Genomic DNA, 13,737 nt, shown 5'->3' with positions numbered 1-13,737 from the left:
GTATGTAAAAAGGTAATAAAAATACTTTAATTGCACTAGCAAGAAATTCCACTTTGAGATATATTTACCAATGACTATGTAGTGTCAGTATTTTTTACATGTTTATCAGCGTTACTTGTTACCTGATTGGCTCTAAAATTCTTTAGTATTAAGGCTTTACAGCAACTTAAGAGTAAGATTGGGATAAATCCGCATTTTCTATTATCAGTTGATACAAACTTTTACATATCAGATAAAAAAAAATGTGAGGTAAATCATGGATTGTGCAATAATGACTGCGTAAATGCATATTTGCTTTTAGTTTGTTTGGAGAGAAATGTGAGTAAGACTTTATCTCGTAAGGAATTATCCCTTATAGGGCGTGAGGGAGAACGCATTAAAAATGGTTTAGCAAACCTCGTTGATGATTTCCCGAATCATGCCAAGACGATCACGGGAATGTCTAAATGGCTAGCTGCTAACAAATCAACTTGCCAAAGAATGGTTGAGACCATTAATAAGGCTGTTGATGGTTTGGAAGTTATCCACTCTCTGCCAGGACCTTCTGGTCTTAAAGGCTTCATCGATCTAGCTCAAGAAAAAAGCATTAATCCAAAATTAATTGACGATGCTAGAGCTGTGGTTCAGCGTTTCGAAAACTTAATTTATGAGTACTCACGAAGTCATTCGGCATTAAAAAAATTGATTCAAGAGTCAAGTTCTTCGACGACTGAAAAAACCGGCTCCAAAAGAGACGCTCGTGCTGCTTTATATGAAGCAGCAAAAGCTGTAACTGGCGAGTCAATGGACAGTTCTTTCTTCGCATGTATCATTAAAGAAAACGATCAGGACTCAAAGTTTCTTCAGCAGTTTACGTTAAGTTATTACGAGGGCTGCCGTGCTTCAGAAAATTCTCGTCCAGTGATGGTCCCTGTGGTGCCAGGTGAAAACACCTAGGATTTTGAAAAGCCGGAAGTCATTTCTCAGAACGATCATAAAGGCGATGACTTGGGGCATGTCTCGGTTATTCGTGAATTAACCAGTCCATCGATTATTGATCGTATTGGAGATTTCACTCATGGTGAAAACTGGATGGTGGTTCCAACTGAAACCGACAATCATTCTGAGCTCAATATTGGTGTGATCAAGAATTATCCGAAAGAGCAACTGGGCCCATTCCATGGTGGCAAAAAGGCAAGCTGTATTGGAAGCCATACTCGCTACCCAACCAAAAACCTTTATTTGTTGTGTTTTCTTGATAAAAAATATGCCATGCGCAGCGTTGCAAACGCGGGTATTTATTCAAGTGGCTCACAGTTAATCAATATTATTACAAGTCCTGACTCTTTGTGGTTTGATCGTTTCCATGATGAAGCTGATCTTGGTCTTTCAGGACCTAATGAAGACTTTAGTCAAAAACTGGGCTACCCAATGGCAAATGATTTGGTCGATGAATTATTCGCCATGTCGAAATGCAGTCGTGACGATTATACGTGCTTCTTAATGCAGGTGGAGTATCCAATCTGGTCAACGGCTTATCGTATGTACTTCCAGTACGCGATTGATTAATCAGGGAAAGAGAATATTGGGAATAAAAAAAAGCGAGCTTAGAGCTCGCTTTTTTTATTCGTGCTAAAGACTATTTTTTAGCAGCTGCAACACGTTGACGTGCTAACTCATCAGCAATCACGTTAGTCGGACGACCAGATGATTTTGATGCATCAAACACTTCAGTTAAGGTGCCATAGATCTCATCAACTTTCTTTAAGGCTGCTGCCTGATCGTAGTTTTCTTCAAACGATACATTGATGATGCCACCAGCGTTAATAACGTAATCTGGTGCGTACAAAATGCCTTTTTGCATGAGGATATCGCCATGACGATCTTCAGCCAATTGGTTGTTTGCTGCACCAGCAATAACTGACGCCTGAATCTTAGGAATCGTGTTGTCATTAATCGTTGCGCCTAAAGCACACGGTGCATAGACATCCACTTCTTGGTGGTAAATTTCATCGGTATCGACAGCTTTTGCACCAAACTCATCAACAACGCGATCAACGCTTTCTTTATTGATGTCAGTCACGATCAGCTGAGCGCCTTGCTCATGCAGGTGACGGCATAAATAATAACCAACGTGGCCAAGACCTTGAACTGACACTTTTAAACCATCAAGATCATTACGATCCAAACGGTGTTTAACCGCGGCTTTTAGTCCTGTGAATACGCCGTAAGCCGTAACAGGAGAAGGGTCTCCCGACTTGCCTTCTAGGCCTAGTACGTGATTCGTTTCTTTGTTCACGACAGCCATATCTTGAGGGTTGATACCAACGTCTTCAGCAGTAATGTATTTACCGCTCAGCTTATCAACGAAACGCCCAAAAGCACGGAATAATTCTTCCGACTTCATGGTCTTAGAGTTGCCGATAATAACTGATTTACCACCGCCCATGTTAAGGCCAGCCATAGCATTTTTATAAGTCATGCCTCGAGAAAGGCGAAGCGCATCAATCAAAGCGCCTTCATCAGAATTATAATCCCACATACGACAACCACCGACCGCAGGGCCAAGGTTTGTGTTATGGACACAAATAATTGCTTTAAGCCCTGACTCTACGTCACGGCAAAATACGATTTGTTCGTGATCGTCATAGGCGCGAAGGTTAAAAACCGCCATAAAAAACTCCTATCAAAAGGAAAAACAAAAGCCACATCAAACATGTGGCATCAAAAGTAAACCGTTAGCTCAAGTCGAATTTAATGCCTTGAGCCAATACTGGAGTATCACCCCAGAAAATCGTGTTGGTTTGACGACGCATGTAAGCTTTCCAAGCATCAGAACCCGCTTCACGGCCGCCACCAGTATCTTTCTCGCCTCCGAAAGCACCACCAATCTCAGCACCAGAAGTGCCGATGTTGACGTTGGCAATACCACAGTCGGAGCCTATCGCTGAAAGGAAACGCTCAGCGTTTTTAATATCTCGTGTGAAGATTGCAGATGACAAGCCCGCTTTAGAGTGGTTCTGCATCGCAAGAGCTTCATCGATGGTTTCATAAGTCATCACATAAAGAATCGGGGCAAAGGTTTCTGTTTGCACAATATCCCAGTGATTTTCAGCGCGAATGAAGGTCGGCTCGACAAAGTGCCCATTGCCTTCAACGCGTTTACCACCCGCTAACACTTCGCCGCCAGCTTCTTTGGCTTTAGCGACTGTGTTTTCAAAATTTTGTACCGCTTGTTCGTCAATAAGTGGGCCCATCAAGGTGTCTTCATCTAATGGGTTACCTATTTTCACTTGCTTGTAAGCATTGGAGATGGTTGGAATCACTTCATCGGCAACGCTTTTATGCACGATTAAACGGCGCGTCGATGTACAACGCTGGCCTGCGGTACCTACGGCACCAAAAACCACGGCAGGAACGGCTAGATCTAGATCCGCTGTTTCATCAAGAATCAGGGCGTTATTACCTGATAACTCAAGGAGGGATTTTCCCATGCGCTCTGCAACTTTCATGCCAACCATTCGGCCGACTTCACTGGAGCCAGTGAATGACATCTTCTTGACGCGCTTGTCTTCAATAAACTTTTGAGACAGCTTGTTATCTTCATTGTCGATGAATAGGCAGAAAATACCTTTATAGCCATTTTTCTCAAGGACAGTGTTGCAAATATTCTGAACCGCAACACCTGTAAGAGGTGTTTTAGGGGATGGCTTCCACACTACCGTATTGCCACAAACTGCTGCCACAAATGCATTCCAAGACCAAACAGCGACAGGGAAGTTAAAAGCTGAAATAACGCCAGTCACACCAAGCGGGTGCCACTGCTCATACATCCGATGCTCGGGGCGTTCAGAATGCATGGTTTTGCCATAAAGCATGCGCGATTGGCCCACGGCAAAGTCAGCCATATCAATCATTTCTTGAACTTCACCGTCGCCTTCAGCTTTGATCTTGCCCATTTCAGCGCTAACTAAGCTACCCAGCGCATCTTTATGCTCACGCAAAGCGTCAGCCATTTGGCGTACTAATTCGCCACGAACAGGAGCAGGGACCATGCGCCACTCTGCGAAAGCCTGTTCCGCATTTTGCATGACCATTTCATAGTCTGATTCTGATGAGGTATGGACTTTTGCAATGAGTTCGCCAGTTGCAGGATTGATTGACTCAATAATGCCTGCATCTTGAGAGTCGGTGTAGCCTTCACCCCAACTTGCTGATTGGTTGACGGCTTTAATACCTAACTCGTTTAAAAAATCCATACAAACCCCTAATTCGTTAAATACGTGAAAGTGTTAGAAATATACAATTCCGTATCTCAATTTTGCGCAGCAACCTTACCACCAGAATTGCTATTTCGCCAGTAGATTTTAGGTCACTTGATTAAAGATTAATCAAACTCGCCCCTGGTCGGACAAGTTATTCAAGTAAAGTCTATGGTATTTGGGTTTTTAATTAGAATAATTAATCTTTGGTTGTTCGGTGTGCAGTTTTAGAATACATGCTAGAGGGATGGGGAAGAGCCTCCATCATTATAAACAGCAGGGGCTCTATCCAAGGAGTGGGCGGATTAAAACTCCCACCAGCAGGTTTTCCACCATTCTAAAAACTCATCAAAGTCGATATAACCACTGCTATCGGTATCGACCAGAGAAAAACCTTTGTGAATTTGCTCCTCGCCTGCATCTGGCGATAAGACTTGCAGTAGTTCTCCAAATTCTTCGACATCGATCTGACCGTTATTATCGCGATCAAAAAACTTAAAGTGCTCTTTAATTTCTTCAACGCGCTCTTCACTTAATGGCTTCATATAACTCCTTATTTTGCTATACGGTTAGCTTAATCCAAGCTATTTACTTCAAGTCGATACCGTACTTTACGTTCTTCCATGTAGTCAATCACCGTTTTGCAACAATCTGTGTGGCCACCGATATGCTCAGGTGCATAAACGCCGGTTTTGTCGAATTTTTCTTTGAGTATCAGGGTAGCAACGGCATTCGCTGTAAACCCAGTGGTTCTAGCCATTGAGGTTTCTTGCTTAATGCTGTCGTACTCATCATACAGGTCATAAATGTACTCTTTGCGCTTACCATTCTCGATGCCGCGAATGTGTACGCGCATGATGGTAAACTCTTCTTCTTTACGCTTAAGCTTCCACTCGTTGATCAAAACTTTCGATGTGAATTCTAACGGACTAATTTCCATACCATTCACAGTCACAGGTTCCTTATCGAAAAAGCCGCTGTGTTTTAGTGTTCTAATCGCTTCCACATGGCCGGGATATCTGAGCGTTTTTTCCTTCATGTTAGGGATATGGCTCATGGTGTATATCAGGCTTCGTAAGCCGTCGGTATTGAAAGCTTCTAAAGTCCCAATTTTGTCAAATTCAACCAACTCACGATCGGTCAGTGGTTCTTTGACCAGCTCCCGACCATTCTCAAAGTAGTGCACGGGGCGAACATACTCCGCGATAACGTCTAAAGGGGAGAAAGGAGCTTTATATTCGAAAGGCTTGCTACGAGTCTTCGGCAGTCCTCCGACATAACACTCAAAGTCGGTGACTTCCATTTTGGTGTTAAGGAACCCTAGCAGAAGGTTATCCATTCCAGGAGCAACGCCACAATCAATAATTGCAGTGACGTTATGTTTTTTAGCAAGATAGTCGAGCTCTAAGCTGTTCTCTTCTGAGAATGAGATGTCCACGACATCTTTGCCTGCTTCGATAATATTTTTAAGGACTCTAAAGCCTAAGTTGCCTGGCACGGCACAAATAACAATATCAAAGGGCTGTAGTACATTTTTTAGCGCTTCAGCATCCAGTGCATCAATTTCTTCTGTATTGATAGCTGGTAGTCGCTTTTTGATTAGCTTTAGTGTTTGCGGGTCTATATCGCCAATAGTGACATCATGTTTTTCAGAAATGTCCCTTGCGATAACATTTCCCACCATACCAGCACCTAACACAATGATGTTACTCATAAAGTATCCTTCTTACCTAGATTTTGTACGGAATTAATTCAGGGCGTCTTGCTCTTCTAAACTGGCTTGGTAAGGCGTTACCTTTACCAGCAATCCCATAGTTGGGTGATCGATGTAATACAGTTTGCCTAACTTAACTTTTAAAGTCTCTGACATCTCAAAGAAACCGCTTAGTTCGTCAGGAATTTGCAGGTTTTCGTGGAATTCTTGGTCTTCAGCATTGCTTTCAACGTCATCTTGCTGTTTTTCAAATGGAAGGTCTAAGTTAGACACTTCCTCAGTCTCTTCGTCAACAGTATCGAATACTTCAACTTGAGTGGGCTCTTTATAGCCTACCACTTGACTCTCAAGCACAAGTCCTTGGTTACGACTTAAGCGTATAATTCCTTCAAAGCCTTCTAGTCCTTTGACCTGAGGGCTATCGGTTAAATTAAAGCTCAGCCATGGTGTATCGGCTTTGTCTTGTAACTCTTGACGCCAGCCTATGTGCAGCAGTGGTCGCATATCACTGCTCGACCTTAGGCGGCGGTAAACACCTTCCAGTTGTTGCTGCTGACGGCTTAAAAGTGTGTAGCCTTCGGGTAGCATAGGACTGTTTTCTGAAAGATAAAAGGGGCTGGATTCACTATCAAATTCTTCTGACAGGGGGATTGGCTCTGGCTGACCAACTAAGTGTAAATCGTTAATTCGCTTGAAGAAGACTAGCTCAACGTCAAAAATGGTTTGTGCACTTACTGCTGTTGAAGTCAGTAATAGCGCCAAGCTTATGAAATATTTGAACATTTTATCATTCATCTGTATTTATATTTTTGATAGTTAACCCCACAGTGAACCATGAGTTTAACATGATTTTAGCGATTGCCCAGTCGAATTTGAGCTATTGTAATGTCTCGAAGACTTGGCGAATCGACTTCAATAAGGGCTTTAACTCTTCCTCTTCCGTTAAAATTTTCAAGATGACATTTTGTTCGAAGCGGTAGAGTGCTGGATTCATTTGAATCATTTTAATTAATTTCGTTGGGTCTATGCTGCTGTCTTGGTTGAAGCGAATTCGAACTCCTGAATGTACTAGGTCAATCTTACTAATGCCAAGCGGTTGAGCTTCTAATATTAATTCATTAATAGCGAAAAGATTCTTCAGTTCGACAGGCAGAATTCCAAAACGATCAATAAACTCAATTTGTAATGCATCAAGATCATCTTTTGATTTAGAGCTTGCGATACGCTTGTAAAGAGAAAGGCGGGTCGCCACATCGCCAATATAGTCATCAGGAATAATCGCTGAAACACCCAGCTCAACTTCGGTTTTTTGATTTAAGCTTTGTTGCAAGCTTGGTTCTCTACCTTCTTTGATATCCTTAATGGCTTGTTCTAGCATGTCCATAAAAAGGGTAAAGCCCACGGCTTGCATTTGACCGGACTGCTCTTCACCCAATAGTTCGCCAGCGCCACGAATTTCGAGGTCATGGGTTGCCAGAGTGAAGCCCGCGCCTAAGTCTTCTAACGACGCAATAGCATCAAGCCGTTTCTCAGCGTCTTTGGTGATTTTGCGCTCAGCAGGCGTTAAAAGGTAGGCATAAGCCTGGTGATGTGAGCGACCAACGCGACCTCGTAATTGATGGAGTTGCGCTAACCCAAACTTATCGGCTCGATCAATGATCATGGTGTTGGCGTTGGGGTTATCAATACCGGTCTCGACAATCGTGGTGCAGATCAACACGTTAAAGCGCTGGTGGTAAAAGTCTCGCATAACTTGTTCAAGCTCACGCTCCCGCATCTGACCATGGGCATAGTTAATCCGAGCTTCTGGGAGCAGCTCTTGTAATTCTCTAACCGTTCGCTCGATTGTTTCAACGCTGTTATGTAAGAAGTAAACCTGACCGCCGCGGAGAATCTCACGCAGGACGGCTTCCCGAATGAGCGGTTTATTGTGTTCGCGAACAAAGGTTTTTACCGACAGTCGTTTAGCAGGTGGGGTGGCGATAATGGATAAATCTCGCATGCCCGACATCGACATATTGAGCGTTCTTGGGATTGGTGTTGCCGTTAGTGTCAAAATATCGACTTCAGTTCTAAACTTTTTAAGCTGCTCTTTTTGGCGTACGCCAAAGCGATGTTCTTCGTCGATAATCAATAAGCCTAAGCGTTTAAACTTAACGTCTTGCTGGATAATTTTATGAGTGCCAATAACGATATCAACGGTGCCTTTAGCGAGACCTTCTAAGGTTTCTTTGACTTCTTTTGCAGTGGCGAAACGCGATAGCGCTGCCACCTTGATTGGCCAGTCGGCAAAGCGGTCGCTGAAGGTCTCAAAGTGTTGCTGGGCAAGCAGGGTTGTCGGTACTAATACCGCAACCTGTTTACCGCCATGAGCGGCGATAAATGCTGAACGCAACGCGACCTCTGTTTTACCAAAGCCAACGTCACCACAAACCAATCTGTCCATCGGTTGTGGTGCTGTCATATCTCGTATCACCGAGTTAATCGCTGTGACCTGATCGGCGGTTTCATCAAAACGAAACTCGCTACTAAAGCGGTTGTACTCTGTTTCATCCAGCTGGTAAGCATATCCTTCTTTAGCTTCACGCCGAGCGTAAACATCCAATAGCTCTGCGGCAACGTCTCGTGCTTTTTCAGCAGCTTTGGTCTTGGCTTTGTCCCAGCTTTCAGTGCCGAGTTTATGCCATGGCGCGAACTCTGGGTTGGTGCCTGAATAGCGGCTGATTAGGTGTAACGACTGCACCGGGATGTAGAGTTTGTCACCTCCTGAATACTCAATCATTAAGTACTCAGCTTCAAGATCGCCGCTCGCCAGTTTTTCCAAACCACGGTAGCGGCCAATGCCTTGTTCCACATGAACGACGGGATCACCTTCTTTCAGTTCAGCCAGGTTTCGTATGACATCTTCAGCCTGAACCGACGGTTTATGATCTCGCTCAGTGGTACGGCGCTGAATCGCTTGTTCACCGAACAGCTCCATCTCGGTAACGACGGCGAGGTTTTCGACCACAAAGCCTTGGGTGAGTGGTGCAACGCCGACTTCAACCAGCCCTGACTGGTCACTGCTGGCAGAAGCAGCCCAGCTAGCAGATACCTTAGTGGCAATATTGTGACGTTCTAACAAGTCTTTTAACGCTTCGCGGCGACCAGGAGACTCGGTAGCAATTAAGGTTTGACCTTTCCAGTGGGATAAAAAGTTACGCAAATGGTGAGCTGGATCTGCTGCTTTGTGCTCAATCGGCATCATCGGCACTGGTTGAGTCAGCTGTTGCTGATCGGGAGCCGAGGGCTCTAAACGTATTCTGATGGTTTCTTTGAGCAGTGAATTAAGTTCTTCTTCAACCAAGTACAGCTGCTTCGGATCTACAATAGGACGCTCTACATCGTGGCGTCGCTGCTCATAGCGTTCTGTAATTTCGGCCCAATAATCTTTGGTCGCGTCTTCATGCTTGCCCAGCGAACAAATAAGGCTGTTATCGGGCAGATAATCAAACAAGGTATCAACTTCGTTAAAAAATAACGGCAAGTAGTACTCAATACCTGCTGGAGCATTGCCGTTGCTGACTTCTTGATACAGCCAGACTTTTTGTAAGTCAACGTCAAAGGTTTGGCGGAAATTTTGACGGAAGGTTTCGATACCGTCTTTATCCAAAGGGAATTCTTTAGCCGGTAGTAGTTCAAAGCTTTTCAGTGTTTCTTCGGACAGCTGGCTCTCAGGATCGAAGTACCGAATGGTATCAATTTCATCGTCGAAGAAATCAATACGCAATGGTTTATCACAACCCATCGGGAAGACATCTAAAATCGAGCCTCGAACGGCAAACTCACCATGAGAGTACACTTGGTTAACGGCATGGTAACCATGTTGCTCAAAGAGGCTCCTAACTTCATGCATATCGAGTTCTTGACCGGTATGCATGATCAAGCTGTTTTGCTCGATATATTCGCGCGGAGGCAGTTTCAGTAAGAGCGTACTGACACTAATAAGTACAATGCCTTGCTTTAACCGAGGTAACTGATAGAGCGTTAATAAACGCTGTGAGACGATATCTTGGTGCGGGCTGAAATTATCGTAGGGCAGGGTCTCCCAGTCTGGGAAACCAAACACGGGCAGTTCGGGGGACTCATCAGAATGATTTTTGCCTAAGAAGTATTCGATTTCTTGTTGCAGATGCCATACCTGAGGCGCGTCATTACACACGACAATGACTGGCTGCTTGGCATTTTTAGCCTGCTCAGCGATCGCCAAGGCGCGACTTGAGCCAGCAAAGCCTTGCCAGTGGTTAATGAAGTTCGATTTTTGTTTTAACTCAGGTAATGTCAATAACATGATTATTTATCGTTTGGCGTCGCTGCTGATTTATTCAGTATCCGATCGACTGTGAACGTTAATACTTTTGTAGAGTGGAGCTGGCGAATTATAACGGTCTTAGCTTAGTGTTGATAGAGCATCTTTGTATTTGCACAAAATTAAGATTCTGGATAAGGTATGATAATCAGTCGAAAAAGCAATCACTTAGGTTTGTATGAACATCAATTTTGAGCACGCAGACAACTTTTCCATTACGCCCACCATGTTTATTGCTGGCTGGAAAGTTTGGTTTAAACGCTTTTCTGAACATCCTCAGCAGTGGAAGTTCGGTAAAATGCCACTCGGTGATAGCACGGACTCATTAAGTGAGTTAATTCGTCAGCGGAAACGTTTCAGTCTCGAAATGCTAGGGCGGATGATGGTGCCTTGGGCTTATCGCGATGCTTCACAAGTCAGTCAGCATTTCGTTGAACAATACGCCAAGTGGATAGAGTTGACTTCTATTAGTGATGAAAGCGGTCATGATGTGGCGGCCGTGTGTCTTACAGAGCATGCGGTTGCTTACTGGGACAGCCTAGCTTTTGCTGTTCAAGATGACTTCATGAATTACGCTGAGGCGAGGGTACAAGCGGATATCGAGGCTCCAACGAGCGATCCTGTGGTGCTCGACGACCAAGGGATTGAGATGATAGGCGAGGATACTTATCCACCTTACGTGCCTAGCGCCGATGCGAGTGATGAAGAGTTTATCAAGGCTCTGGTTCAATGGATCGATGATGCCCCATTTCAACCCGTTTACTTGAAGCAACCAGCAGGCGATGCGGTCGCAGGCTGGCAAGATCGCTTGATCAGTTTTTTCTGGCCAAAACCTCGTATTGGCTATGCTTTATATCATGCTGCAATCGACCCTCTGTATTATCGAGCGACTGAGTTGGCTAAAACCGTTGACTCGGCAGCAACTTGGGGCAGTGTACCTTGGGACAAGGAGTGGCGTGAAATGGCGGTTAAGACCGCGGTAGAATTATTTGACGTTAGTGGCACACCGCAAAAAGGCGTGACGTTGGATAATGTTCACAAGGTTATTGAGTCGGCCTTACGGCAAGAGTTTAACTCAGATGCCAAGATGAACAGCGGTTGGTCTTTTTTAGCATCAGCGGCAACGTCGCACTTAGATCAAGAAGCTGGGCGGCTGCCTATGGTTTGGTGGTGTAGTCGAGTGGCAAGTTCCATAATTTCAAGATTGGACTTTTTGCTTGCCGAAGCGGGCGTTGAAGAATTAGGCGATCGATTTAAACATATTGGTACTGTGCCGGGCTATGGTGGTACTCGTCCAAGACAATATACGCTGGAATGGCCAGAGGGCTATCGCTCATGGCGTTCACAAATCGCCGCAAGCCAATTGGTACAACAAATGGTCCAAGTTCTTAATACGTCCAAAGACGCAAAGGGGCAGCGCCGGTATAAGCTTATGCCGCTAGCGAACGGTGGGCGAAGTGATTGGACCGTTCAAGGTGTTCAAACGGTCCTTTTTGCGGATGGTTACTAACCTCTAGTCGTCGATCTTTCTTTCTTTATCGGCTAGCGTTTTTAACTTTTTCTGCCCTTTGTTGGCCGGGTTGTCATTCGGAATATTTTTCTTATTCTCTGGATCATGAACCAAAGCGATAATTTTAGTACCGCTCGGGATATTCTCACCAGTATTCGAGGAGAAGACTTTTAAAGAACCATTTTTATCAATCATGTACAGCGCAATATAGTTCTTGTTGTCTTCGCGGTATTGCTCGTAACTATAATTATCGGTGATGTTGGTGATTTTAACTTTGGCGTTATTCGCAATCATGCTGGCCAATTTGCCGTAGTTGATCCCTTCACCAAATAACCAGGCCGACTGCCAGTAATCAGTACGCTCTTGACGTTCATTTTTTTTACTACTGTCATCGTTATAACGTAAGCGATAAATATTTTGCTTACCAAAAGCATGGCGGTAGTTGATTTCACACAAGGTGTTTAATTCTCTATCCATGCTCATGGCGAATAGATGACCGTAGCCAATCAAGTCAAGGTTTCTATCGGCATGATCAGAGACTGGGTTGCCAAAGTAGGTTTTAACTCCTTCCATGCGAGCACGAGAAATATTGGTGTAGTTGTTATGCGCCATCACTACATCAAATCCAGAGTCTCGTAACGAACGAGCGACTTTTAGGGCGACAGGATTACTACCAATAATTAACACGCCATTGTCGGAGGCTTCTCGAACCTTGAGCAAGTTTCCTATCGGTTTAGCGCCAAGGCTTTGAATCAAAACAGTACCAATAATAATGACAAATACCAAAGGAACAAGGTACTCAGTACCGGCTAAATCATACTCTGCTAACTTAATAGCAAAGAGCGATGAAATAGCCGCAGCAACGATACCGCGCGGGCCAATCCAGCAGATCATTAGCTTTTCGTTGAGTTTAAGTTTTGAGCCAATACTGGAAGCCCAGACCGACACAGGACGTGCCACAAACATAACAACAGCTAATAGAATAAGGCTCGGAATACCAATGCTTAACAAGCTGTCTAAATCCAAGCGTGCAGCAAGCACGATGAACAACACTGAAATCAGGAGTAACGACAGAGATTCTTTAAAGTCGAGCAGGTCGTCTTTCTCGAACTTGGGCCAGTTGGCTAGAGCGACACCTAATATGGTGACCGTTAATAAGCCCGACTCGTGTTCAATATGGTTAGAAATGGCAAACAGCAATAGTACGTAAGCGAGTGCAAAAACATTGCGTAAATACTCGGGGATTAAGTGGCGCTTGAATAGTTGTGCCAGCAAGTAAGCGCCAAACATTCCAATCAGCGTACTGACCAGCAGAATCTTACCAAAGACCAGCAGGGCGTGGTCGCCTGAGCCACCTGAAATAATGTACTCGTAAACCAAAACAACCGCGATAGCACCGATGGGGTCGATGATAATACCTTCCCAACGAAGAATATTACTAATGTTCTTATTCGGTCTAACGCTGCGCAAAATGGGCACAATAACAGTAGGTCCTGTTACACAGACTAAAGCACCGAAAAGAATCGCGATTTTAGGATCCATGTCGAACAGGAAGTAAGCGGCTATCGAGACAATGATGATAGTGACCAAAACGCCAACAGAGACCAGCATCTGAACCACCCGGCCATGACTTTTTACCTCATGAAATTCGAGGGTTAAGGAGCCTTCAAAGAGGATAACCGCAACGCCTAATGAAATAAATGGGAACAGTAGATCGCCTAAAGTTTCATCAGGGTTAAAAAAACCAAGAATTGGACCAATCAAAATTCCTATTAATAATAAGAATAAAATTGAAGGCTGCTTTAAGTACCAGGCGAGCCATTGAGCGCCAATACCTAAGGCAAGAATTCCAGTTAAAATAAGGGCTAAGTCAAGTGTCTGCATAATGTCGAGTTGGGTAGTCCGTTTAGAATGGTGTTATTCA

The 13,737-nt window shown here is 44.3% G+C and carries 10 protein-coding genes; 3 read left to right on the top strand and 7 right to left on the bottom strand.

Translation table 11 applies throughout. The annotated features are described in order from the left end of the window. The first annotated feature begins 318 nt into the window (after positions 1-318). Positions 319-936 (top strand): hypothetical protein, encoded by a 618-nt coding sequence (locus ABD943_RS01055; protein WP_345291348.1) that lies wholly within the window; start codon positions 319-321, stop codon positions 934-936. A gap of 51 nt (positions 937-987) precedes the next feature. Continuing rightward, entirely contained in the window at positions 988-1,548 is a 561-nt protein-coding gene (locus ABD943_RS01050; protein ID WP_345291347.1) for a hypothetical protein, read from the top strand. A 70-nt stretch (positions 1,549-1,618) separates the two neighbouring features. Here ABD943_RS01050 and ABD943_RS01045 read toward each other — a convergent pair whose 3' ends face one another. The 6 genes from ABD943_RS01045 to mfd all read right to left on the bottom strand — a co-directional run bounded on the left by ABD943_RS01045 (position 1,619) and on the right by mfd (position 10,285). Then, the gene (locus tag ABD943_RS01045) at positions 1,619-2,653 is read right to left on the bottom strand and encodes a Glu/Leu/Phe/Val family dehydrogenase (protein WP_345291346.1); all 1,035 of its coding nucleotides are present in this window, start codon (positions 2,651-2,653) and stop codon (positions 1,619-1,621) included. A 64-nt stretch (positions 2,654-2,717) separates the two neighbouring features. Further along, complete coding sequence (gene amaB / locus ABD943_RS01040; RefSeq protein ID WP_345291345.1) at positions 2,718-4,238, bottom strand: L-piperidine-6-carboxylate dehydrogenase; 1,521 nt, start codon at positions 4,236-4,238, stop codon at positions 2,718-2,720. Between the two features lie 308 nt (positions 4,239-4,546). Beyond that, the gene (locus tag ABD943_RS01035) at positions 4,547-4,786 is read right to left on the bottom strand and encodes an EF-hand domain-containing protein (RefSeq protein ID WP_345291344.1); all 240 of its coding nucleotides are present in this window, start codon (positions 4,784-4,786) and stop codon (positions 4,547-4,549) included. A gap of 29 nt (positions 4,787-4,815) precedes the next feature. After that, entirely contained in the window at positions 4,816-5,955 is a 1,140-nt protein-coding gene (locus ABD943_RS01030) for a saccharopine dehydrogenase family protein (RefSeq protein ID WP_345291343.1), read from the bottom strand. 33 nt (positions 5,956-5,988) lie between these two features. Then, positions 5,989-6,738 (bottom strand): CsiV family protein, encoded by a 750-nt coding sequence (locus ABD943_RS01025; protein ID WP_345291342.1) that lies wholly within the window; start codon positions 6,736-6,738, stop codon positions 5,989-5,991. 94 nt (positions 6,739-6,832) lie between these two features. Next, positions 6,833-10,285, bottom strand: coding sequence for a transcription-repair coupling factor (gene mfd, locus ABD943_RS01020; RefSeq protein ID WP_345291341.1), 3,453 nt, complete (start codon positions 10,283-10,285; stop codon positions 6,833-6,835). A 196-nt stretch (positions 10,286-10,481) separates the two neighbouring features. On the opposite strand from mfd, the gene ABD943_RS01015 reads away from it, so the two are divergent. After that, a complete protein-coding gene (locus tag ABD943_RS01015; protein ID WP_345291340.1) occupies positions 10,482-11,813 on the top strand; it encodes a hypothetical protein in 1,332 nt (443 codons plus the stop codon). A 3-nt stretch (positions 11,814-11,816) separates the two neighbouring features. Here ABD943_RS01015 and ABD943_RS01010 read toward each other — a convergent pair whose 3' ends face one another. Further along, a complete protein-coding gene (locus ABD943_RS01010; RefSeq protein WP_345291339.1) occupies positions 11,817-13,697 on the bottom strand; it encodes a cation:proton antiporter in 1,881 nt (626 codons plus the stop codon). Positions 13,698-13,737: the final 40 nt, after the last annotated feature.

The sequence above is a fragment of the Kangiella marina genome (assembly GCF_039541235.1).
Classification (GTDB): Bacteria; Pseudomonadota; Gammaproteobacteria; order Enterobacterales; family Kangiellaceae; genus Kangiella; species Kangiella marina.
The sequence above is the reverse complement of the archived record's forward strand: the minus strand, read 5'-3'. Positions and strand labels throughout refer to the sequence as shown.